The organism is Bacillus sp. TH25 (assembly GCF_016650935.1).
GTDB classification, from domain to species: Bacteria; Bacillota; Bacilli; order Bacillales; family Bacillaceae_G; genus Bacillus_A; species Bacillus_A mycoides.
This window is the reverse complement of the sequence record NZ_JAEKEU010000036.1, coordinates 95,577-119,848: the sequence shown is the minus strand read 5'-3', so window position 1 is coordinate 119,848 and position 24,272 is coordinate 95,577. Positions and strand designations below refer to the sequence as shown.

Sequence of the window (24,272 nt, the reverse complement as noted above, 5' to 3'; positions counted from 1 at the left end):
AGTCTTACATACAATGAATTTGTAATCCTCGTAATGCTTGATTGACATTTTCATCTAATGTTTCAAAGAAGGTAGTAATCTTTGTATTACATTTGTTGTTTTTATCAATAAGTAATCTTTCATTTAATAAAAGCTCACCATGTAGTCCAAAACTTTGAACTCGAATATTTAGTTCATCTTCAGTTTCAGAAATAATCGGTAAGAAATAGTGAAAAGCTTTCGTTGGAATGATGTAGCTTTTGCCAATCATGCTTTCTTGATTTGAATTAACCCATTTTCTCGTGACGATCTTAATGTTCTTTTTTGAAACGATAAAAGACAGCGTTGTAGATTTTGTTAAACTTACGTCAAATTCATTTGTTTCACATATTTGTAAATTAAAAACGGTTTCATTTTGATGAGATTCAACATTCGTATTAATAAAATCGTGCATTTTATAAGCTTCCATTTCTTATTCACCCTTTTTTCAATTTCGAAAAGCGACTTATATTTATTCAGTTTAATGTTTAGTCATATATTAGCTAAATTTTTCAACAAATTCCGATATAATCTTACAATACGTATATGAAGCTAATATGAAGTTCATATGAGTTTGTGGTGGTTTTTTATAGAGAACAAAATAAGGTGGTTTTCGAGTGTTAAAAACTGGATGAAAAATGTATATTAATGGATTTCCTTCGCGTGATATATAGTTGTTAGCTTGTTTTTAAATGCTAATAGATATAAGTAAATAGAGAACAAAAAACTTTAGAATGAGCCTTACAAAAATGTAATAAAAATGTAAGCTATTGTGATAGTTATTTCGACAATTTTTTTATACAATAATAGTAACAAGTTGTACGTGAATGAAAGGGGAGATGACATGGAATGGGTTCATGAATTATTTCAGCAATATGGGTATTATGTAGTACTTGTAGGCCTGCTGTTAGAATATATTGCACTTCCGTTTCCGGGAGAGCCAACATTAGCATATGCGGGGTTTTTAGCACAGAAGGGTGATCTAAGTTTACCTATTTTAATTATCCTATCCTTTATTGGGACAAGTGTAGGAATGACAATCCAATACTTTTTAGGAAATAAGCTTGGTATGCCTTTTGTTCAAAAATACGGGAAGTACGTATTTTTAACACAAAGAAAAATTGATTTAACGAGAATGTGGTTTGATAAGTATGGATATTTTCTAATCTTTATCGGTTTCTTCATTCCTGGTGTACGTCATTTTACAGGATACTTTGCAGGTATCATTAACTTACCGTTTCGCCGTTTTGCGATTACAATTTATTCAGGTGCTTTATTCTGGGTATCGTTCTTCTTAATCGGTGGCTACTGGTTAGGTGGTAACTTACATGATATTTTCGGATTACTGGGAGATCATATCGGTAAAATCATTTTCGGAGCCATTGTCATTGTAGCAATTACGTTAGGTATTCGTTTCCGCAAACAGCTAAAACGAGTATTATTACAAAACGCAAGTTAATATGGAATCCATTCTATGTCAGATTTTAGGAAGGCAGTGCAAAAGCACTGCCTTTTTTATTTTATGTTCCAATCTATGTTAATAAGCTATTGTCTTCTCATATGCTTAATATTCCATATTTATTATATAGATTACCTGACAATTATTAACGTCAAAATGCCAATTATAATTGACAAAGATAAGGATATTATTTACAATTTTAATTAAATAAATGAAAAAGAGGGAAGACATGAAGCTTCAAAATCGAGTGAGGGAATTTCGAGCAAAGCATCGTTTATCACAAGGGGATTTAGGGAAAGCGATTGGCTCATCACGGCAAACCATTAGTTTAATTGAGCGTGGGGATTATGCACCATCTATTGTGTTATCGCTAAAAATCGCACAAATTTTTGGAGCGCCGGTGGAGGAGATATTTATGTTGGTGGAGGGGGAAGAGGACGATGAAGATGAAGAGTAAACGAAAAAAACAATTTGATTTTGTGGGGAAAATAGCATTAAGTATGATGGGTGGCTTTTTAACATCTTATATAGCTTTAAATTTACTCTCGAATGAACCGAGAAAATTATCATCTAATACATTTATAGGTGTATGTACTATTTTTGGAATCTTAATGATGTACTACACTTGGAAGAATACACGTATGTTAGCGGAGGCACGCGATGAAGAAGAGAGCGTACAAGGCAGAAAATTAGGCATTATAAGTATATATTTACGTGTAGGTGATATAGTTACGCAGGCATGGTTTGTATATGCAGTTATTACATGTAGACGTGCACTGTTACAGGATACAAATGTGTCATTTGCAGTGTGGAATTTAGTAGCTTCTATTGTCTGTTTAACTATTGTAGTGGTTATCGGGCTCATAACAAAAAATCGTTATAATCAGCTATATCCTGAACAAGGTGTAACATATATGGAATCTATGAAAATGTGGACGAAAAACGCAGATGAAGGATTAAAGCACATTGTGCATGAGGCTGGATATAAAGCATATGAATTTACGAATACAATATTGGCATATGTATGGTGGGCTGCCGTTATATATACAGCGGCTAGTGATATCGATTTTGTATTAATTGGCTTAATCTCATTTATTTGGATATTGCATCTCGGAAAATTCATGTACGAAATGCAGAGAAAAATGATTTATTAAGGGGAGAAAAAGGTGGATATTTTAAGAAGGCCAGCTGGTTCCATGACGGCGGCGTTAGTTTTGTCCATTTTATACGGAGTAATCCAAACTGGTAAATTAGAAACAATGTTGGATATATGGGCATTATTTGGAGTTTTTTTATTAGTGCTATCCATTCATGAGTTAGGGCATGTAGTATTTGGTTTAATAGGTGGTTTGAATTTTAAATTTATGACAGTAGGACCTATTACTGTGCAAAATGAGAAAGGAAAAATACGAATTCGAGAAAATAAATTATGGGAGTACTTTGGAGGCGTGGCGATGCTAGTACCGCCTTCTATAGAGACACCGAACCTTTCAAAAAAATGGGCGTGGATGACTTTAGGTGGACCGATTACAAGTTTACTATTTGGTATTACTTTTGGTTACATATATATGGTGAGTTATTATCAATATCTTTTATATTTTTCCGTTTTCCATTTTGTGATTTTTGCAGCTACAATCGTGCCGATAAAAGGAACGTTTCTGAGTGATGGCATGCAATTTCTCATTTTAATTAAAGATGATGAAAAAGCTAAGCAGCATTTATATACGATTCAAGTATCAAGTGAGTTATTTAGTTATAAAAGACCGAAAGATTGGGATGAGAGGTTAATAGAACTTAGTGAGGAAAAATTAAAAGAGGATAAAAGTATAAGTGAGATAATGAGTGGACTTATGCTCGTCTTTTATGCCCGAGCTGATGAAGAGGGAATGGAAAGGGCGATACCGTATGTAGAACAAATTGTTCAACTACCTGTAACAAAAGAAAATAAGTTTTTCGTTAGTAGCTTTCATAGTTGGTATCTTTTATATAAAGCTCTTTATCAGATGGATAGCCTTTCTCTGCAAGAAGCAAAGGAACATGCAAAGGCCATTACCAAAATGGATTTAAACGGATATTACCGTACACAAGGAATTATTAAATATTTAGAGGACGATATGGAAGCTTCCCGCATTTATATGAAGAAAGCTGATAAAGAATTGGAGAGTGCTGAGAAGAGTGGAATGGGATATTTACAAGTAGAGAGAGAATGGTTTGAGCAGCTACAGGCGAGGGTATCTTACGATGGGTGAGGTATCCTCTTTTTTATATGTCATCTTATTCGATTTCATAAAAAACGAAGTACAGGTAGAATAAAAGAGATAGGAGGAGATACATATGGAAATTTTATCGATTATTTTGATAGTCTTGCTCATTTATGCTGTTTTTAAAGTGGCGTATGTAGCATTAAAGATACTCGCGATCCTATTAATTATCTTTTTAATCGTTGAGTTCGGCAGTAAGTTACTTGGGGGATAGGCATGTTGTGCGTTTTGAGTGTCGAACCGTCGATATAATGAAAAAATCGCTGATATAAGTGGAGAAACGATCGATATATTTTAAAAATCGTTGATATATTTAATTGAATACTAAGTGGGGTATATGGGAAAGAAGTTGCCGTGGAGGTAACTTCTTTTTATTTTGGTGATGGGGTATGAACACATGCCCATCAACTTAAGATTTTAAAGTAGCCCCTAAACGAAAATTTTGCTTTTTTTAAATTGATTGATAGTAAACAAGAAAGGTTGGCAAATTACCAATCTTTCTCGTTTGGAGAGTTTTAATTTTCAGTTATCAAACCAAAAATAACCAAAATAATATCCTACGCAGTATTCTCCTCATGACTTTTTTTCTAGAGTTTAACGGTTTTTGAGAATCTTTGTAACAAAATCCAATATATCATTTTAAATAACTTTAGGTATCAATAAAGAGAATTTATCATCCTTGCAATATTTAAATAATCAGAAATTTTAGACGGATTAAGGGATTGTATGATAATATATTTATATGCATTACTTTTCCATATTTACAATAAACTTACACATAATTAAAAATATTGAGGTGATTCATTAGTGGTTAATAATACGTGTGAAACTAGAAAGTATAATTCAATACATAAAAAACGTTTTTATAATTCCGTTTTTTCAATCCCTTTAGTTGCTTTAGCTTTATTTATATTATCTTCTGTACAACTAGAATTAACTACTTTTTTGCTTATTACTTTTGTTTCTATTGTTATAGTGCTCTTTCAATTGATTTATTTTTATAGAAAATGGAAAGTTATGTAAAAAGTTAAATTTTATTCAGTTACTAATAACAGTTCTAATTCATTGTACGCCGAAAAGACGGAGTCTGCTTGAAGACTTCGTCTTTGTTTATAGAGGGGGAGCATCACATTACTATTAACCTAAGATGATTTTATACCCATAATTCATAGAAAGCGTTATTCTTTTTTTAGAAATATAGAGAAAGGGTGGCGTTTTTGTATGAATCTATCGATTCAAGATGAGTTTCATTTGTTCGCTGAAGAACTACAGCAATATCTATCCCCACATATTCTTCAACAACTTGCACAAGAGACAGGTTTTGTAAAACGCAAAAGTAAGTATGGCGCAAAAGATTTGGCTGCTTTATGTATTTGGATCAGTCAACATGTAGCAAGCGATTCTCTTACTCGATTATGTAGCCAGCTTTATGCAAATACAGCTACACTTATGAGTCCAGAAGGACTTAATCAACGTTTTAACCGATGTGCTGTTTTATTTCTACAGCGTGTATTCTCCCTTTTAATCAAAAGCAAACTAAACGATTCGTCGCGAATCTCAAACCAATACACCTCTTATTTTCAACGTATACGTATTTTAGATGCTACTATTTTTCAAGTACCCAATCATTTGGCTTCTATTTATCCTGGTTCAGGAGGATGTGCACAAACAGCCGGTATTAAGATTCAGCTAGAGTATGATTTACATAGTGGGAAATTCCTCAATTTTCAAATGGAACCAGGTAAAAATAATGATAAAACCTTTGGTACAGAATGTTTGGATACCTTACGACCAGGAGATTTATGTATTCGAGATTTAGGATACTTTTCTCTAAAAGATTTAGACCAGATGGATCAACGAGGGGTGTTCTATTTTTCACGGTTGAAATTAAATAATAGAGTATATATGAAAAATGAATCTCCAGAATTCTTTCGGGATGGGACAGTAAAAAAGCAATCTTTATATGCTTTACTTGACCTTGAACATATCATGCATCAGATAAAACCAGGAGATACATATGAAATTCGAAATGCCTATGTTGGACAACAAAAATTACCCTCACGAGTTGTAATATACAGACTCACATCAACTCAAGTTCATAAACGTAGGAAACAGCAAACTTATATTGAAAAGAAAAAAGGAGTTACATACTCTGAAAAAAGTAAACGATTAACAGAAATCAACGTTTATATTACCAACATACCATGGGAAATTGTTCCGATGGAACAGGTTCATGATATCTACTCACTACGTTGGCAAATAGAGATTGTATTTAAAACATGGAAATCTCTTTTTGGTATCAATCATTGTCACAATATTAAGCGAGAGCGTCTAGAATGTCATCTTTATGGACAGTTAATCGCTATTTTTCTTTGTTCTTCCACTATGTTCAAAATGCGACAGCTGTTACTACAGAAAAAACAAAAAGAATTAAGTGAATATAAAGCAATTTATATGATTCAAGATCATCTGTACTTAGTATATGAAGCTATACAAAAAGACACCCAAGAAGTATCAAAAATTTTCCTTCGTCTGTTTGACCTCTTACAGAAAAACGGACGGAAATCGCATCGATATGAGAAAAAGACAGTCTTTGATATTTTAGGTGTCGTTTATCAGTGCACTGTATCCAATCTAAAGCAGAAAACTGCATAATCTTTAAAAATACACCATATCAAGGTTTATTTGGTATGCGTATTTTTAAAAACAAATAAACAAAATATCAAGCATGTAGGTAACATGAACGGAAGTTCATAGGAAACCCAACCTTAGCTTGATGGGCATGGGGTATGAACAGGAAAGAACAGGAAACAAAAAAGCTGGAAAAGTGTCTTCCAGCTTAAGAGTTGCTTTCAATTTGTTGACCATTTTCTTCTTCGTGGTCTTGTAATAGGTTGAATACGTCTGCTAGGCAGAATGCGATAAACCAAGTCCATAGACCGTGGAAGAAAGCTGAGCTTAATTGAAGTGGTAATGTATAGTTTGTCATTGAGTAGGAAATACATCCGCCAACGATTCCGATCATTGTTAATAACATTGTTTTTTGAGCATTTTCTTCTGGATTGAAGAGGAAGAAAATGTATCCGCCTAAAATTGAAGCGCTTACAAGGGTTTCGATTCCATTAAAAATGATATTCTCTCCAAGCTCTGTGTTTGTCCAGAAGCAAATTACGCCGCCGATAATGGCAAACAGGACAGCTATTGTGTATCGTATATGTTGATTCATATGTTCATCTCCTTATGTAATAAGATGATTTGGAAGTCAAAAAGGTAGGTATAGTATATTGAAGTGAATTTTAGTTGTACGAATCTTTTTATAAAAAGATCAGTGAAGAATAACTAAGATGAGCAGCTTTTTTAAGCCGTTACGTGTATGGTGTCTGAAATATACACGACTTCTTGTTTCTTTTTGCTTATATAAATAAGAGAAACTTCCAAGTCTATATACTCTTTTTTGTAAGTCTACTTTTATTATAACACATTTATTGCCACACTAATAGAATTATCTGATTTTGTAATAAGTGTAAAAAATAAAAAACGCAAGGAACTGTAGCTCCTTGCGCTTTTTTATATACGTTTGAAACGTCCAACGATTTCAACGGTTTCAGTAATATTCATAAATGCTCGATTGTCTACTTGGCGAATAATTCGTTTCATTTCGCCTAACTCATAGCGAGTTACGACAGTGTAAATCATTTTTTTCTTATGGTTTGTATAGCCGCCGACAGCATCTACCATTGTTACGCCACGTATGCCGTGATGTAATAGTGAGCTTTTTATTTCCTCACCTTTTTCTGTAATTGTCATTATCGTTAATTTAATATGTTTTGTATGCACGGCATCAATTACTTTGCTGACTACAAACCGACTAATTAACGTATAAAGCGTAATATCCCATCCGAAAATAAATCCTGCTGCAACAAGTAAGATTAAGTTGAATCCAAAGATGATTGCTCCAATTGAAACATCGCGATGTTTCGCCACAATCAATCCAACAACATCAAAACCACCTGTTGAAGAAGCAAATCGGAATATGATTCCTGAGGCAGCACCGCAGATGACACCACCGAATACAGAAGAAAGTAAAATATCGTCTGAGACTTGGTGTACTGGGATAATGTTCATCGCTAAAGATGATACAGCTACAAAGTATGCCGTTAAAAAGGTTGTCTTCTTTCCTAAGTAAAAGTGACTTAAAATAAGAAGCGGAATGTTTAGTAAAAAGATAAGTGCTCCGATATTGTAGTGCATTAAATAACCGATAATCATCCCTACACCAGCGAACCCACCACTAATCATATTATGCGGGATAAAAAACATATTCATAGAAATTGCATACAAAATAGAAGCTATAAAAATAACAACTAACTGTATCATAAATTCTAAGTGAAATGTTTTAGCTGCTGGGAAGGATAAAAAGGCGGTGTCGGGAACGTAATCGGCGTCTCCTAGTTGACCCATAGTATGTTTCATCTCCATATTCATTTTTGATTACAAGAAGAGAATAAAGGTTTTTTCAAAAACTGGCAATAGTTTTATTATAATGCGAAAATTTTATAAATTTCTAACAAATTAAACCTATTCAAAGATACGTGTGAATATACTAAAGAAAGCGAATACATTAGTTTTTTAGTATAATTTTTTGAGAAAATATGCAAAATTCTTTTTTGAAAATAAAAGGAAATAGAGAATGTTTGTGGAATGTGCTAAAATGACTTTATTAAGGATGTGAAGCGATGGAATTTTTATTGCAGGATGCAATTCTATATATATCGTTTGTAACGACAGCGCTTTGTGTATTAGAAGTCTTTTTTCTTACTAACGTGTCTCGCTTTGTGCGTCAGCAAGCATCGAGCGGTAGACAGAGAGCTTTTAAACTAGTTGATACGTGTGAAGAGGGTACAAGAAATGTACCGCTATTTTCTATTTTTTATAAATATGGAATGATTCGTTCTGTCCGCAGACAAGAATCGAGTGGAGAGAGTGACGAGGTAGGTCCGTATACACCAATGTTTCGCTAATTAATTACGAAACATTGGAGGAATGAACATGTTAAAATCATACCGAGCTAGGCTCATTAGTTTATCATTATTACTTGTTTTTGTTTTATCTGGCTGCAGTAATGCAGGTACAATTGATTCACATAGTACGGGAATTTGGAACCATTATTTCGTATATCCAATCTCATTTATGATTCAATTTGTTGCTCATCATATACCTGGAGCTAGCTTCGGGATTGCAATCATTATCATTACGCTTGTTGTTCGTTCAGCGATGATTCCATTAGCTGTTTCGCAATATCGTAGCCAAGCGAAAATGAAAAAAATGCAACCTGAATTACAGAAGCTGAAACAGAAATACGGTGATGTGGGTAAAGATCTTGAAAAACAAAAGCAGTATCAAAAAGAAATGTCAGAACTAATGAAATCAGGCGGTTGGAATCCGTTAGCTGGGTGCTGGCCAATCTTTATACAAATGCCGATTTTCTCTGCTTTGTATTATGCGATTAGCCGAACTGAAGAGATTCGTACATCTTCATTTTTATGGGTGAACCTAGGACATGCAGATCCATATCATATATTACCGATTATCGCAGCGTTAACAACATTTATTCAAATGAAGGTGTTCCAATCAAATATAACGCCTGGAGAGCAAGTACAAATGTTGAAAATACAGCAAATTATGATGCCAGCAATGATTTTGTTTATGGGTATTGCCGCACCGTCAGGACTTGTGCTGTATTGGATTACAGGTAATTTATTTACAATGACACAAACAATTGTATTAAGAAAAATAATGGAACGTGAAGAATTACAATTACAAAAAGCTTAGATAAACGCCGCTCGTGATGAGCGGTGTTTTTTTGTCCCGTAAAAGCCCAATCCGATTAGTGTAGGATGAACGCCCCCCACTAATTAAAGTTCCATTTTATTTAACTCGTTAAGGAAATTTTAAGAAATCAACATTACTATAGGCATTGTATACGAAAGTGTACATGCTTTAGAAATGTGAAGGAGGAAATTTCCTATGAAGAAGAAAACAGTTGGGTATTTAGCAATTGCAGGTGCTTTATCATTTGGAATTATAGGAGGAATTGGTGTACCAGCATTTGCGGCAACGAATACTCCAGCAGCGGATCAACCTACAAAAACAGCGAAAAAAGATTTAGATGCCGCTACAAAACAAAAAGTGAAAACAATTATGGATGATACAAAGAAACAATTAGAGGAACTAGGTGTAAAGCTTCCAGAGAAAGAGAAACGTAAAGATATGTTTGCGAATCTAGATGAGGCAACAAAAGAAAAAGCGAAGGCGATTCTAGAACAAGAAAAATCCGGGAAACTAACACGTGAGCAAGCGAAAGAAGAATTAACAAAACTAGGCGTGAAATCCCCAGAAAAGGGTAATCACAAAGATATGTTTGCAGGGTTAGATGAGGCAACAAAGGAAAAAGCGAAGTCGATTTTAGAGCAAGAGAAATCTGGGAAATTAACGCATGAGCAAGCGAAAGAAGAATTAACAAAACTAGGCGTGAAATCCCCAGAAAAGGGTAATCACAAGGATATGTTTGCAGGGTTAGATGAGGCAACAAAGGAAAAAGCGAAGTCGATTTTAGAGCAAGAGAAATCTGGGAAATTAACGCATGAGCAAGCAAAAGAAGAATTGACAAAACTAGGTGTGAAATTCCCAGAGAAGGGTAAGCACAAGGATATGTTTGCGAATCTAGATGAGGCAACAAAAGAAAAAGCGAAGTCGATTTTAGAGCAAGAGAAATCTGGGAAATTAACGCATGAGCAAGCAAAAGAAGAATTGACAAAACTAGGTGTGAAATTCCCAGAGAAGGGTAAGCACAAGGATATGTTTGCGAATCTAGATGAGGCAACAAAAGAAAAAGCGAAGTCGATTTTAGAGCAAGAAAAATCCGGGAAACTAACACGTGAGCAAGCGAAAGAGGAATTAACAAAATTAGGTGTGAAACTTCCTGAGAAAGAAAAGCATGAAGACATCTTTGCGAACTTAGATGACCAGGCGAAAGAAAAAGCGAAAGCGATTCTAGAAAATGAAAAGAAACAACTAGCGGAATTGAATGTTGATCTGCCACATCATAAATTGTTCATGAAAAACGAAGATAAATAATTGAATTATGTAGTATCTTTCGTGTGGGCAACCGAAAGGTACATATTTAGGACCGATTTCTTAATGTGGAAATCGGTCCTTTTGATTGGAAATTAGAGAAATATAATAGCTTCTGTTATAATATAAGAAAAGAAAAATTTTTTTGTTATATAAAATATATATTGATTTTTTCTAACAATTCAATATAATGAACAATAACTACAAAATTCGACATCAAGAAGTGATGATGAGGACATGATCAATTTTTTACGATTCTCAGAGAGGGAAGCCTTTGGCTGTGAGCTTCCTAATACGAGAAAATCGATTACCACCTCTGAACTGCAGCAGTGAACGGATACCTAGTAATTGCTTGCCGGCAAAAACCGTTATTTGGACTTGAGAAATTGGTGAAGTGTGTAACTTTACGAATTGAAACAAGGGTGGAACCACGAATACAACACTCGTCCCTTTTTTAGGGAGGAGTGTTTTTTTATTTTATTTTTGCATCACACTAGTATTGGAAGGAGGATACGCAGCATGCATCATGATGAGAAAAACAAAATTGGTTTAACAGTAGCACTTTCTATCGTAGTAGGAACTATTATTGGGTCTGGTGTGTTTATGAAACCAGGGAGCGTATTAGATTACTCAGGGAGTTCTAATATGGCAATCCTTGCTTGGGTAATTGGTGGTCTGTTGACGTTAGCAAGTGGTTTAACAGTAGCCGAAATTGGGGCGCAAATTCCGAAGAATGGTGGGTTGTATACGTATTTAGAAGAGATTTATGGAAGTTTTTGGGGGTATTTATCTGGCTGGATGCAAACGATTGTTTATGGGCCAGCTATTATTGGAACGTTAGGTTTGTATTTTAGTTCTTTAATGATCAATTTTTTCTATTTAGATAAAGTATGGAATTTACCAATCGCAATTGGAACAGTTGTGTTCCTAGGCGTTATAAATAGTTTGGGAACAAAATATGGGGGCATCGTCCAAACGGTTACGACAGTTGGGAAGATGATTCCGATTATATTAATTGTTGTGCTAGGGTTTTGGAAAGGGAATAGTGATATCTTCAACGTAGTTGTACCGATATCAGAAAATCAAAGTATCGGGATGGCAATTTTAGCAACTTTATTTGCTTATGATGGTTGGATTTTACTCGCTTCTATTGGCGGAGAAATGAAGAATCCAACAAAGTTATTACCGAAGGCAATGACAGTTGGGATTGTAATTGTAACAGCTGCTTACGTATTAATTAACTTAGCGTTATTAAATGTATTACCAGCAGCGAAAATTGTAGACCTTGGAGAAAATGCAACAGCGACAGCTGCGGGCATGTTACTTGGAGAATATGGCGGGAAAATTATTAGTATCGGTATTATCGTTTCTATTTTCGGTTGTTTAAATGGAAAGATTTTAACATTCCCACGTATTCCGATGTCGATGGCAGAGCGTGGACACCTTCCATTTTCTAAGTTTATTGCAAAAGAAAATTCGAGATTTAAAACACCAGCAAATGCGATTACTGTTGAAATCATTTTAGGAATTATTTTAATGCTTATTAGTGATCCGAATAAGCTATCTGAGATTTCCGTATTCATCATTTATATTTTCTATGTAATGACATTTATCGGTGTCTTCATTTTAAGAAAACGTAACAAGGATAAAGAGCGTGCGTATAGTGTACCGTTATTCCCGATTGTACCAATCGTTGCGATTTTAGGATCATTATTTGTACTTGGAAGTGCGATTATTAATGATCCGGTAAGTTGTTTCTTATCAATTGGAATTGTATTTACTGGACTTCCGGTGTATTGGTACTTAAATAAGAAGAAAGAAACTGGAGTTTAATGATTGAAGGGCAGGCGTATAATACGCCTGCCTGTTTTGCTGTAAAAAAATTATACTTGCGTCCACTTTCTCTTTTGGTTACTATAATAGTAGTAACCAAAAGAGAAAGTGTGGGGGAAGACTTGAATTTTCGTGTATATATTTTAGCTATTGCGGCTTTCGTAGTCGGAACGGTTGAGCTAATTATAGGAGGAACGCTTGATTTAGTTGCTAATGATTTAGGTGTGTCGATTAGTGCAGCTGGTCAGCTTATTACAATATTTTCAGTAGTATTCGCTCTATCAGGGCCGGTTTTATTAGCATTAACAGGCAAGTTTGAAAGAAAGAAATTGTATGTTGTGGCATTATCAATTTTCTTAATTGGAAATATCATTTCGGCATTTAGTGTGAATTACGAGATGTTAATGTTTTCAAGGGTAATTTGTGCAGCGAGTGGATCGCTTATTATTGCACTATCTGTAACACTTGCTTCTAGTGTAGTAGAGCCACATTTCCGTGCGCGTGCAATTGGAATCATTTTCATGGGTATTAGTGGATCACTCGTACTTGGAGTACCGCTAGGTCTTGTGCTCGGAAATGCATATGGATGGCGTGCACCATTTGTATTAATTTCAATATTAACGGTTATGGCGATTGCTTGTATTTCGTTGTTCTTAACGAAAGTACCAGCGACATCGGTATTATCAATAAGAGAACAAATTGCTACGTTAAAGGATAAAAAAATTGTAAGTGCACAGTTAACATCATTTTTATTTTTAACAGGACATTTAACGCTATACGCATATTTAACACCGTTTTTAAAAGATGTGATGCATGTTGAAGCAAATTGGATTAGTGTGTTTTACTTCATTTTCGGAATTGCAGCGGTACTTGGAGGTGGCCTTGGCGGCTGGCTTGCTGATAAATGGGGATCGAAGAAAAGTATTATTTCCATCATTATCGTATTTGCATGTGCAATCTTTATGTTGCCGATGATGACATTCTCATTCCCGCTCTTCATTATTATGATGGGGCTTTGGAGTATGCTAAGCTGGGCAATTTCGCCAGCGCAGCAAAACTATTTAATTGAAATTGCGCCAGAATCAGCTGGTATTCAGCAAGGTTTAAATAACTCTGCACTTCATTTAGGAATTGCACTTGGCTCAACAGTGGGCGGAGTTGTTATTGAGAAATCATCTGTTATATATAACGCTTGGGTAGGCGGCGTTTTCATTATATTGGCACTGCTTTGTGCGATTTTCTCTATTACGAGAGGACGCTCGAATCAGCTTACGAAAGAAGAATCTATCATTTGATAGGTTCTTTTTTTGTTTGTAAAAAATTGCAGGTTTTAGTAGAAAAGTGGAGAAATTGTATGTAGCGAGGTGATGTATATGTATACGAATTTTTCGATTCTTGGCTTTCTAATTTCAATGCTTCCGTTGTTCCTTATTATTCTTGCACTTAGATGGGTTCGTTTCATCTATCAAAACTCAGAAAAACAAGTGGAGCAAAATGAAAAAATTATTGAGCTGTTAATGGTGATAAAGGAACAAAATGAAAAGGAGTCTAGGTGAAGAACTAGACTCCTTTTCATTATTCAACTAGTACCTCAACTTCATAAGCAGACTCTTAATTTCCTCATCCTGCATAAAGAGATCATGGTGCTTCTCTGTAATTTTCGCAAGTGCAACATCATGATAGAAGAACTCCGTAAAGAACTTCACGAAAGGTTGTGACATTGTTTTCATCGCTTGCCATGATTCTTGCTCTACACCAGCAAATAAAATTTCACGATCGTCAACGATGAGTAGTAAATAACGCTCTAATGCGTTAGGTTCTTGAGTTGGGATTAAAAAATGCATGTTTTCTAAGTCAGTTTCCACTTTTCCAACTATGAGGGACTCGACTTGGACGCCTTGTTTTTCTTTTTGTTCTAGTAAAGGAAGATATTCTAAAAGGGTATCGTTCCATGCGGAGATGCGTATGGATTCTTTCGCATCCTCTATAAGTTGCCTACTTTGTACTTTAATAGAAGACTGCATTTTTAAACTCCAAACACGGTCATCTGTAAATGATTTTTTAGAAATATTATTTTCAAGTTCTTTAATATTAGATTGGAATTCTGTCGTTAACTTTTCAATTGCTAGCTTGAGTGGCAATGCTGTATACAATTTTTTCTTTTCAGAAACAGAATCCATTACCATCCCTTTATCAATGAGTCGTGCTAACACTTCGTATATTTTTGCTTTTGGAACACCTGAATGTTTAACGATAGTTGTTGCATCTAATGGGTCATTGCTTGATACGACAACTTCATAAGCTTGGCTTTCATATTGTGAGAAACCGAATTTTTGTAGCATAGTTCCCTCCGAACGAATGAGATTATATGTTAAGGATAATGAACTATTTGTTTTTACACAAGTGTTGAGATAACAAGTAAGTTGATTGAAATGAGAATAAATTTCAATTTTTTAAACTATATGGATTGAGCTTTCCGATTTATCTATTATACTTAATATAGTGATTAATACGATTAAATTTTACCGAGAAGGGGATGCTTGAGGGAATATGTTGAGAAGTTTACGTTTGAAAATTGCAGTAGTATTTTCGGTACTTATTTCTATGATGTTTGTAATATTAGGTACAGCTGTGTATCAATTGCAAAAAGAGAAAGAAACGCACTCCTTAGATCAGTATTCTGAAAATACGATGGATCTTGTGACAGAGCAGTTAACTGCATTTATGCAGCGAATTGAAGAAGATATGGGTCATTATGGATCTCATGAGGATATTCAAAACATGCTACAAGATGGGGTTACTCCAGAAGAAGAGAGTTTTATTTTAAAAGAATTTTCAAGATTTAAAAAGAATCATCCTGATATTTTAGATGTATACATTGGGACGAAAGATAAAAAAACGTTAAGTGCAAACCTTGCTGATGGAGGAAAAGTACCTGAAGGATATGATCCAACAAGTCGTCCGTGGTATAAAACATCTGAAGCAGATACAAAATCGATTATTTGGGGACAACCACAATATGAAATCGCGACAGGTAAGTTAAGTATTGGAGTTTCAAAAGCCATTGTCGGGCAAGATGGTTCTGTGTTAGGGGTTGTAGCAATGGATGTATCACTAGGAACGATTCAAAAGCTACTCCATAATATTCAATATAATAATGGCGGAGAAATGTTTATTGTAAATGATAAAAATATTGCCATTGTGTACCCGGAGAAAGTAGGAAAAGATGTTTCGAAAGAACCACTTGTAAAAAGTTTAAATAAAGATGAAACGAAATTTGCGGTGACGACATTGGATGGGAAAGATGTAGTAGCCTATAGTCAAGTGTTTGATAAGATGAAATGGAAAATTGGGATTGTATATCCGAAAGAGTCAATTGATAACTTACTCGTAGAAACAAGAAATACAGTTATTATAATGGCATGTATAAGTTTATTAATTGGAATATTAGCTTCATATTTATTCTCAAGAAGATTAGCAAGACCGTTACAATTATTAACGAATCACGTTCAAAAAGTAGCGGAAGGTGATTTAACGTTGCAAATGAAAGTGACAAGTAAAGATGAGGTTGGTACGCTTACGACCCACTTTAATCATATGGTTGAGCAAATGAATGAAATGGTAAGTAAAATTAAAAATAGTGTATCGACAGTACAGAAATCGACTCACAATCTGCATTATTTAACGAATGAAACTGTAGCAGCTAGTAGAGAAGTTTCAGGTGCAATGGATGATGTGAGCGGAGGCGCGTCTACTCTTGCTAATAGTGTAGATGAAGTTTCAGCACAACTTGAAAATATGGCACAGTCGATGGAACAGATGAATAGTTCCGTTGGTGAAATAAAGGGAGTGACCGGCAAAGCAGAGGAAGCATCTAAACAGGGGCTCAATACGATGCGGAATTTAGTTCGTACGAGAGGACAATCATCTTCTATCATTGTTCATACAGAGGAAGCGTCTGGTAAGTTAGAGCAAAGAGTTGGATCGATTCAAAATGTTGTAGAGCTTATAAAAGGTATTTCGGATCAAACAAATTTACTTGCTTTAAATGCTTCGATTGAAGCAGCACGTGCAGGTGAACAAGGTAAGGGATTTGCGGTTGTTGCTGAAGAGGTTCGAAAATTAGCTGAACAATCAAAAGAGGCAACCGGAGAGATTGCAACGATGATTGGTGATGTACAATTAGAAGTAAAGCGAGTTGTAGAAGTTGTAAGTAAGTTGAAAGATATTGCTGATATACAAAATAAAGTTACGACAGAGGCGGAGACAGAATTCCGCACAATCATGTCAGTCGTAAGTACAATTAGTGCTTCAGTAGAGAAGATTGTAGCAGAAGTGCAGAATATAGGTCATGAGCAAGAAGAAATTACAGATGTTATGCAAACAATCGCTGGTACGAGTCAAGAAAGTGCAGCTGTTTCTGAAGAGGTAAATGCAGCGACTGAGTCACAAGTTAATCATCTAGAGAAAGTTGCTCACACGATGGAAAGTTTGACAGAGAATATGAGAGACTTAGAAAGATTGATTGAGCAGTTTAAAGTAGAAGAGTAATGTATTAGTAAAATGATGAGGATTTCGGTAAAATAGACAATGGATATATAAAAAGCAGTAATAGGAGGAAGATTATTATGGCGATTGTTGATGTATCGATTATTCCAGTAGGAACAGGTAATCCAAGTGTTAGTGAATATGTAGCAGAAGTACAAAAGGTACTAGAGAAAAATGCTGATCGTGTGAAGTATCAATTAACACCGATGAATACAGTAATTGAAGGCGATCTTCCTGTCATTTTAGAAGTAATTCAACAAATGCATGAAGTGCCATATACGAAAGGTGCACAGCGTGTTGCAACAACAATTCGTATCGATGATCGTCGTGATAAAGTAAGCACGATGGAGAAGAAATTAAACTCTGTTCGATCAAAATTATAAGAAAAAGCAGCGATCTTCGCTGCTTTTTTCATATAGGAGGAAATAAGATGAGTGAAAAGTTTAACGAGCAATTTGACGGATTGCTAGAGAAATACACGGAACTATTACTTGGAGAGAGCAACGAAGAGCGAAAAGAGCAGGTACAGAAATGGGCACTTTATTCTTATATGGCTAAGACGATGCCAGCTTTAGTGAAACATTGGAATGAGACGTATCCAGATGCAAAAGAAGAGATGGTACAGTTAATTACGAATATTAAAAAGCTGAATGATGAGAAGCGAAATGAGAAGTAAGAAGGCTTGAGATAATGTTACCTCAAGTTTTTGTTATTAATATCCTCATATAATTTAGATTAAGTATAAATGGTTTTGTGAGCATGTCGAATATTTTCGGCATGCTCATTTTTTCCCTAGTAAACTCGTTTTTTTGAATGTCGAAAAATATTTTCTTCATATTTACAAACGAGAATATAGGGTTTTAAATGTTTTGATAGTATTTTATAAATTATCTAAATAATTATTTGTATCAAATAATTTTAAACAGTGATATAATTTCGAAGAGGGGTAAAAAACAGATAAATTATAGTCGTAGGGGTGAATTACATGGAACAATTAATGCGAAATTCGTTTCTTTTCTTATCTAAAAATAAAGCGCTAACAAAACTGGCTAAAAAGTACGGTTTACGCTTTGGTGCAGGTCGCTTCGTCGCAGGGGAGACGATTGAATTAGCGACAGCTGCAATTAAGGCATTAAATAAGCAAGGTCTTTGTGTAACAATCGATTATTTAGGTGAATTCGTTGATAACGAAGCGGAAGCAAATGAAATGGCTAGCGAATCGATTGAAGCGATTCGTGCAATTGGAAGAGAAGGTCTTAATTCACAGCTTTCTTTAAAGATGACTTCTATGGGATTAGATATCTCTGACGAAATCGTAATGAACAATATGCGCCGTATTTTAGAAGCTGCAAAAGAAAATGGTGTGTTTATTACAATTGATATGGAAGATTATACGCGCTGCGGAAAAACAATTGATATCTTTAAACAATTAAAATCTGAATACGATAATATTGGTACTGTTATTCAAGCTTATTTATATCGTACAGAAAAAGATATTGAAGATTTAAACGCTTATAATCCTAATTTACGTCTTGTAAAAGGGGCCTATAAAGAATCTGAAGAAGTAGCGTTCCCGGAAAAGAAAGATGTAGATGACAATTATAAAAAAATTATTAAAATGCACTTATTAAATGGAAATTACACTGCAATTGCTTCACATGACGAAGCGATTATTGAATATACGAAAAAACTTGCGGAAGAACACAACATTCCAAGGGATCAATTTGAATTCCAAATGTTATTTGGTATTCGTACAGAGCGTCAACTTGAGCTAGTAAAAGAAGGTTACAAAATGCGCGTTTACGTGCCTTATGGAAACGACTGGTATGGCTATTTCATGCGCCGTCTAGCAGAACGTCCAGCAAACGTTGCGTTCGTATTAAAAGGTATGATCAAAAAATAACCAAGGAGAAAATACTCCTTGGTTATTTTAATTGCTGAAATGCGTAGTGCGCCATTTTCTTCGTATCAGGATATAGCTGCGTACGAGTAGAAGATAACACGACGTTAATGACGCGTTTACCGTCTTTTTCATCAACTGTTACGACTGTGTATTTTCCGAGTGCTGATAAACCGCTTTTACTTCCAATCGCATATGGATCGTCATAGAGTTCTTCTCGTCCATAGTTTGCGATTTTTGGAGATCGCTCTGAAGTATGTAGAGTAGTATGGGTTGAATTCATATAATCTAAAACAATTGGATACTTTAATGCTTCTTTCGTAATAATAGCAATATCATAAGGTGATACTTTATTTCCAAGTGCATCAGCACCACTTGCGTTTTTGAAAGTCGCATGCTTTGTACCAAGTTCCTTCGCTCTAGCATTCATCATTTTCACAAACTTTTCTTTTGATCCCGCAATATGTTCAGCGATTGACTCAGCGATTGGGTCTGCACTAATAATAAGCATAAGTTTTAATGCCTCATCACGTTTTAACTTTTCACCCGAGCGAAGCTTAATCTTTGCACTTTGACTTTCTGTTTTAATCGCATTCTCTGTAACCGTAATTTCTTCATCTTCTTTTACATTCTCTAGTAAGAGAAGAGTTGTCATCATCTTGGCTATACTAGCCGGATAAGAGCGTTCATCTTCACGTTTTCCATACAAAATTTCCCCTGTGTCTGCATCAATTGTAATCCCGTATTGCCCAGTAATGTTAGGTTGATCTGCTCTTACAACTTGTTGCCTATGCGCATAAGAGAAGAAAATCATCCCTGTAAATAGTGTGGCGATCATTACAATCATAATTATTGTTCGTTTCATCGTCGTTCCCTCTTTTGTTTTCCATATGTACAAATAAATTGGGCAGAAAAAGCAGCCATTAATCATTATGCCACGTTCTCTGCCCAAAAATATAGCGTTATTTTTCGCCCATATTATGCTTCTTATATTGTTGGTTATTACTTTGACGCCCTTTTTCAACACCGTGATTATGCGGACCTGCATTTCCAGTTACACTCGCTGCGCTAATTCCAGCTTTTGAAGGGTTCTTCTTAAGTTTTGCCATATATATTCCTCCAGTTTCGTCAGATTATAAAAAGGAAAAGTGCATTTTAATGAAGAAAATACACATGTATAGCATAGCCAAATGAAAGAAATATATTTATTTCAGAAAATTTTATCAATAAATATATTGCGAAAATTCAAACTGTATCATATATTTATTAGTAGAGGCTCACTCATTGATTGCGACTCATGTCGAAAAATTGAATGAGCATTCATTCAAGAATAGGGGGAGAAATGGATGTTCCAAATTAAAAAGGCTGCTGTTCTAGGTTCAGGCGTAATGGGTTCAGGGATTGCGGCACACTTAGCTAATATTGGTATTCCGACATTATTGCTTGATATTGTACCACCGGCGCTTACGAAAGAAGAAGAGGCGAAGGGACTTACATTAGAACATAAAAGTGTGAGAAATCGTTTTAGTAATACGGCTGTGCAAAAACTATTAAAGCAAAAACCAGCTCCTCTGACAGTGAAAGGAAATTTAGCACTGATTGAAGCAGGTAACTTAGAAGATGATCTTGAGCGTCTTGCTGATGTAGATTGGATTATTGAAGTAGTAGTTGAAAACTTAGATATAAAGAAGAAACTATTTGAAAAAATAGATACTGTTCGTAAACCAGGCTCAATTGTGAGTTCAAATACATCAGGCATTTCCGTTGAAAAAATGGCAGAAGGTCGTTCAGACGACTTCCAGAAACACTTCTTAGGAACACACTTTTTTAACCCACCACGATATTTAAAACTTCTAGAGGTAATACCGACGAAAGAAACTGATCCACAAGTATTAAGCTTCATGAAACTATTTGGCGAAGACGTTCTTGGAAAAGGCGTTGTTATCGCAAAAGACACACCAAACTTTATTGGAAACCGCATCGGTACGTATGGCTTGCTTGTAACATTACAAGAAATGATTAAGCGTGGCTATAGCATTGGAGAAGTTGACTCTGTAACAGGTCCATTAATTGGTCGTCCAAAGAGCGCAACGTTCCGCACATTAGATGTTGTTGGTTTAGATACATTCGTACACGTTGCAAATAACGTATATGAAAATGTACAAGAAGAAGAGCGTGATGTATTTAAAGTACCTGCTTTTATGCATGACATGCTTGATAAAAAATGGCTTGGAAGTAAAACGGGTCAAGGCTTCTTCTTAAAACAAGGAAAAGAAATTTTAGAATTAAACCCTGAAACGATGGAATACGAAGCGCGCAAAAAATTAAAAGCCGCGTCCGTAGAGTTAAGTAAGCAAGAAAAAGGATTAGCGAATAAATTGAAAGCGCTTGTATACGCGAAAGATCGCGCAGGAGAGTTGTTATGGAATATTATCACACCGACTCTTTTATACTCTGCAAAGCTTCATAAAGAAATTGCTGACGATATTGTTGCAATTGACCAAGCGATGAAATGGGGCTTCGGATGGGAGCAAGGACCATTCGAAATTTGGGATGCAATCGGCGTTGAAAAGTCTGTTCAAAAGATGGAAGAAAACGGCGCAGTTGTTCCTACTTGGGTGAAAGAAATGGTAGAGAAAGGTTTCACTACTTTCTATAAACATGATAACGGCGATAGCTACTATTACGACAATGGTGAATATAAGCTAATCGAACGTAACAAAAAAGCAATTTCTCTTAAGCAGTTAAAAGAGAAAAACGGTGTGTTAAAGAAAAATAGCGGAGCGAGCTTAATTGATTTAGGCGATGGTATCCTTTGCTTAGAATTCCATTCGAAGAGCAATGCAATCGGTATGGATATTACGCAAATGATTAACTACGCTGTTGATGAAGTAGAGAAAAATTATAAAGGTCTTGTTATTGGAAACCAATCGAAGAACTTCTGCGTTGGTGCGAACCTTGCAATGATCTTAATGGAAGCACAAGACGACAACTACTTTGAAATTGAGTGGGTTGTGAAAAACTTCCAAGATGCAATGACGAAAATTAAGTACTCTTCTAAGCCAGTTGTAGCGGCGCCATATGGTATGACGCTTGGCGGCGGTACAGAAGTTTGCTTACCAGCTGCGAGCATTCAAGCTTCTAGTGAGACTTATATGGGCTTAGTAGAAGTAGGTGTTGGCTTAATCCCTGGCGGAGGCGGTAACAAAGAGTTATACATTAAACACTTAAACAAAATGGCAAACGGTGTAGAATTCGACTTACAAAAAGTTGCGAATAAAGTATTCGAATCTGTAGCGATGGCGAAAGTTTCTACATCAGCACAAGAAGCTGTATCGAACAACTTCTTAGGCGATAAAGACGGTATTAGTGTGAATGGTGATCACTTACTATATGATGCGAAACAAAAAGCACTTTCTTTATATGAAGCAGGTTATAAAGCACCTATCCGCAAAAAGATACCAGTTGTTGGTGAGACAGGATATGCAGCGCTTGTACTTGGCGCAGAGGCAATGCATTTATCAGGTTACATTTCTGAACATGATCTGCACATTGCGAAGAAACTGGCATATGTCATTGCGGGCGGAAAAGTGCCGTACGGAACAGAAGTTGATGAGCAGTATTTATTAGATGTAGAACGTGAAGCATTTATTAGCTTAGTAAGTGAGATGAAATCACAAGCAAGAATGCAGCACATGCTTGTAAAAGGAAAACCATTACGTAACTAATAACGAGGGGAGATATCGTTCATGAGAGAAGCTGTCATTGTTGCGGGAGCAAGAACACCAATTGGAAAAGCAAAGAGGGGTTCATTAAAAACAGTTCGTCCTGACGATCTAGGGGCGTTAGTAGTAAAAGAAACGTTAAAGCGTGCGAATTATGAAGGACCAATCGATGATTTAATTTTCGGTTGTGCGATGCCAGAAGCAGAGCAAGGTTTAAATATGGCTCGTAATATCGGCGGGCTAGCAGGACTTTCTTACGATGTTCCAGCTATTACAATTAATCGTTACTGTTCTTCAGGTTTACAAAGTATCGCTTACGGAGCAGAGCGTATTATGCTTGGGCACTCTGAAGCTGTATTATCAGGCGGAGCGGAATCAATGAGTTTAGTTCCAATGATGGGACACGTTGTTCGTCCGAATAGTCGCCTTGTAGAAGCAGCACCAGAATATTATATGGGTATGGGGCATACAGCAGAGCAAGTTGCTGTGAAATATGGAATTTCTCGTGAAGAGCAAGATGCATTCGCGGTAAGAAGTCATCAACGTGCTGCGAAAGCATTAGCTGCAGGGAACTTTGCTGATGAAACAGTATCTGTAGATGTAACATTACGTACTGTTGGATCAAACAACAAACTGCAAGAAGAAACAATCATTTTCGCACAAGACGAAGGTGTAAGAGCAGAGACGACGCTAGACATTTTAGGTAAATTACGTCCAGCATTTAACGTTCGCGGTTCTGTAACGGCTGGTAACTCTTCACAAATGAGTGACGGTGCAGCATCTGTACTATTAATGGATCGTGAAAAAGCAGTGAGCGATGGCATGAAGCCACTTGCAAAATTCCGTTCATTCGCAGTAGCTGGAGTACCACCAGAAGTAATGGGAATCGGCCCAATTGCTGCAATTCCGAAAGCGTTAAAATTAGCTGGTTTAGAGCTATCTGATATCGGTCTATTTGAACTAAATGAAGCATTCGCTTCTCAATCTATCCAAGTTATTCGTGAACTTGGTTTAGATGAAGAAAAAGTAAACGTAAACGGCGGTGCAATCGCACTTGGACATCCACTTGGCTGTACAGGAGCAAAACTAACACTATCTCTTATTCACGAAATGAAACGCCGCAACCAACAATTTGGTATCGTAACAATGTGTATCGGCGGCGGAATGGGAGCAGCGGGAGTATTTGAATTACTATAAAAAAAGTGCAGGCGGCTCGCTCAGAATGTGAGGGGGATGGAGCTTCAGACGAAGAGGCGCATTTTGCCTCGTAGGAAGAAGTGAAGCCACCGAATATTCTAGCCGCTGGAACTGGATTATAAAAAAAGTGTAAGCGGCTCGCTCAGAATGTGAGGGGGATGGAGCTTCAGACGTAGAGGCGCTCTTTGCCTCGCAGG

24 protein-coding genes and 1 other annotated feature are annotated in these 24,272 nt (G+C 35.9%); of the genes, 18 read left to right on the top strand and 6 right to left on the bottom strand.

All coding sequences use genetic code 11. The features are described from left to right. Window positions 1-4 precede the first annotated feature (4 nt). Window positions 5-448 carry a DUF3978 family protein gene (locus tag JFT89_RS16375; RefSeq protein ID WP_002034632.1) on the bottom strand — a complete coding sequence of 148 codons (444 nt, stop codon included), beginning with the start codon at window positions 446-448 and terminating at the stop codon, window positions 5-7. Window positions 449-862: 414 nt separating this feature from the next. Here JFT89_RS16375 and JFT89_RS16370 point away from each other — a divergent pair, with 414 nt between their 5' ends. The 6 genes from JFT89_RS16370 to JFT89_RS16345 all read left to right on the top strand — a co-directional run bounded on the left by JFT89_RS16370 (window position 863) and on the right by JFT89_RS16345 (window position 6,393). Then, a complete protein-coding gene (locus tag JFT89_RS16370; RefSeq protein ID WP_033707268.1) occupies window positions 863-1,477 on the top strand; it encodes a DedA family protein in 615 nt (204 codons plus the stop codon). A gap of 211 nt (window positions 1,478-1,688) precedes the next feature. Then, window positions 1,689-1,934 carry a helix-turn-helix transcriptional regulator gene (locus JFT89_RS16365; RefSeq protein WP_002067963.1) on the top strand — a complete coding sequence of 82 codons (246 nt, stop codon included), beginning with the start codon at window positions 1,689-1,691 and terminating at the stop codon, window positions 1,932-1,934. After that, the gene (locus JFT89_RS16360) at window positions 1,924-2,631 is read left to right on the top strand and encodes a DUF3169 family protein (RefSeq protein ID WP_033707676.1); all 708 of its coding nucleotides are present in this window, start codon (window positions 1,924-1,926) and stop codon (window positions 2,629-2,631) included. The genes JFT89_RS16365 and JFT89_RS16360 overlap by 11 nt, the downstream gene beginning before the upstream one ends. Before the next feature lie 42 nt (window positions 2,632-2,673). Next, entirely contained in the window at window positions 2,674-3,726 is a 1,053-nt protein-coding gene (locus JFT89_RS16355) for a M50 family metallopeptidase (RefSeq protein ID WP_033707677.1), read from the top strand. A gap of 85 nt (window positions 3,727-3,811) precedes the next feature. Beyond that, window positions 3,812-3,952 (top strand): DUF3985 family protein, encoded by a 141-nt coding sequence (locus JFT89_RS16350; RefSeq protein ID WP_000404757.1) that lies wholly within the window; start codon window positions 3,812-3,814, stop codon window positions 3,950-3,952. A 1,007-nt stretch (window positions 3,953-4,959) separates the two neighbouring features. After that, window positions 4,960-6,393 (top strand): IS4 family transposase, encoded by a 1,434-nt coding sequence (locus tag JFT89_RS16345; RefSeq protein WP_201040366.1) that lies wholly within the window; start codon window positions 4,960-4,962, stop codon window positions 6,391-6,393. A gap of 184 nt (window positions 6,394-6,577) precedes the next feature. Here the strand turns inward: JFT89_RS16345 and JFT89_RS16340 are convergent, their stop codons facing one another. Next, a complete protein-coding gene (locus JFT89_RS16340; RefSeq protein WP_201040365.1) occupies window positions 6,578-6,964 on the bottom strand; it encodes a DUF3938 domain-containing protein in 387 nt (128 codons plus the stop codon). Window positions 6,965-7,305: 341 nt separating this feature from the next. Then, a complete protein-coding gene (locus JFT89_RS16335) occupies window positions 7,306-8,199 on the bottom strand; it encodes a YitT family protein (protein ID WP_201040364.1) in 894 nt (297 codons plus the stop codon). Window positions 8,200-8,474: 275 nt separating this feature from the next. Here JFT89_RS16335 and JFT89_RS16330 point away from each other — a divergent pair, with 275 nt between their 5' ends. The 6 genes from JFT89_RS16330 (at window position 8,475) to JFT89_RS16305 (ending at window position 14,261) form a co-directional block, all read left to right on the top strand. Further along, window positions 8,475-8,759, top strand: a complete 285-nt coding sequence (locus tag JFT89_RS16330) for a hypothetical protein (protein ID WP_002145017.1) — start codon at window positions 8,475-8,477, stop codon at window positions 8,757-8,759. A 28-nt stretch (window positions 8,760-8,787) separates the two neighbouring features. Further along, window positions 8,788-9,570: a membrane protein insertase YidC gene (locus JFT89_RS16325; RefSeq protein WP_002145018.1), complete on the top strand. Its 783-nt coding sequence runs from the start codon at window positions 8,788-8,790 to the stop codon at window positions 9,568-9,570. Between the two features lie 195 nt (window positions 9,571-9,765). Further along, entirely contained in the window at window positions 9,766-10,875 is a 1,110-nt protein-coding gene (locus JFT89_RS16320) for a hypothetical protein (RefSeq protein WP_201040363.1), read from the top strand. Between the two features lie 214 nt (window positions 10,876-11,089). Beyond that, window positions 11,090-11,326: a binding site (T-box leader), on the top strand. A 65-nt stretch (window positions 11,327-11,391) separates the two neighbouring features. After that, complete coding sequence (locus JFT89_RS16315; RefSeq protein WP_201040362.1) at window positions 11,392-12,705, top strand: APC family permease; 1,314 nt, start codon at window positions 11,392-11,394, stop codon at window positions 12,703-12,705. After that, a complete protein-coding gene (locus JFT89_RS16310) occupies window positions 12,705-14,000 on the top strand; it encodes an MFS transporter (protein WP_201040361.1) in 1,296 nt (431 codons plus the stop codon). Before JFT89_RS16315 ends, JFT89_RS16310 begins: the two co-directional genes overlap by 1 nt. Before the next feature lie 78 nt (window positions 14,001-14,078). Next, complete coding sequence (locus JFT89_RS16305; protein WP_002067983.1) at window positions 14,079-14,261, top strand: hypothetical protein; 183 nt, start codon at window positions 14,079-14,081, stop codon at window positions 14,259-14,261. A 27-nt stretch (window positions 14,262-14,288) separates the two neighbouring features. On the opposite strand, the gene JFT89_RS16300 is transcribed toward JFT89_RS16305, so the two are convergent. Next, entirely contained in the window at window positions 14,289-15,047 is a 759-nt protein-coding gene (locus JFT89_RS16300) for a TrmB family transcriptional regulator (RefSeq protein ID WP_201040360.1), read from the bottom strand. A gap of 208 nt (window positions 15,048-15,255) precedes the next feature. On the opposite strand from JFT89_RS16300, the gene JFT89_RS30910 reads away from it, so the two are divergent. The 4 genes from JFT89_RS30910 (at window position 15,256) to JFT89_RS16280 (ending at window position 19,156) form a co-directional block, all read left to right on the top strand. After that, a complete protein-coding gene (locus JFT89_RS30910) occupies window positions 15,256-17,256 on the top strand; it encodes a methyl-accepting chemotaxis protein (protein WP_002067986.1) in 2,001 nt (666 codons plus the stop codon). 77 nt (window positions 17,257-17,333) lie between these two features. Next, window positions 17,334-17,636 carry an MTH1187 family thiamine-binding protein gene (locus JFT89_RS16290; protein ID WP_001018862.1) on the top strand — a complete coding sequence of 101 codons (303 nt, stop codon included), beginning with the start codon at window positions 17,334-17,336 and terminating at the stop codon, window positions 17,634-17,636. Between the two features lie 47 nt (window positions 17,637-17,683). Then, complete coding sequence (locus tag JFT89_RS16285; RefSeq protein ID WP_001290599.1) at window positions 17,684-17,929, top strand: YusU family protein; 246 nt, start codon at window positions 17,684-17,686, stop codon at window positions 17,927-17,929. A 309-nt stretch (window positions 17,930-18,238) separates the two neighbouring features. After that, window positions 18,239-19,156, top strand: coding sequence for a proline dehydrogenase family protein (locus JFT89_RS16280; RefSeq protein WP_002067989.1), 918 nt, complete (start codon window positions 18,239-18,241; stop codon window positions 19,154-19,156). A 22-nt stretch (window positions 19,157-19,178) separates the two neighbouring features. On the opposite strand, the gene JFT89_RS16275 is transcribed toward JFT89_RS16280, so the two are convergent. Then, window positions 19,179-20,018, bottom strand: a complete 840-nt coding sequence (locus JFT89_RS16275; protein WP_201040359.1) for a D-alanyl-D-alanine carboxypeptidase family protein — start codon at window positions 20,016-20,018, stop codon at window positions 19,179-19,181. A 97-nt stretch (window positions 20,019-20,115) separates the two neighbouring features. After that, window positions 20,116-20,262, bottom strand: coding sequence for a YuzL family protein (locus tag JFT89_RS16270; RefSeq protein ID WP_002034611.1), 147 nt, complete (start codon window positions 20,260-20,262; stop codon window positions 20,116-20,118). Window positions 20,263-20,499: 237 nt separating this feature from the next. Here JFT89_RS16270 and JFT89_RS16265 point away from each other — a divergent pair, with 237 nt between their 5' ends. Further along, window positions 20,500-22,881, top strand: a complete 2,382-nt coding sequence (locus tag JFT89_RS16265; protein WP_002067994.1) for a 3-hydroxyacyl-CoA dehydrogenase/enoyl-CoA hydratase family protein — start codon at window positions 20,500-20,502, stop codon at window positions 22,879-22,881. A gap of 21 nt (window positions 22,882-22,902) precedes the next feature. Continuing rightward, window positions 22,903-24,075 (top strand): acetyl-CoA C-acetyltransferase, encoded by a 1,173-nt coding sequence (locus JFT89_RS16260; protein WP_001206343.1) that lies wholly within the window; start codon window positions 22,903-22,905, stop codon window positions 24,073-24,075. Window positions 24,076-24,272 lie beyond the last annotated feature (197 nt).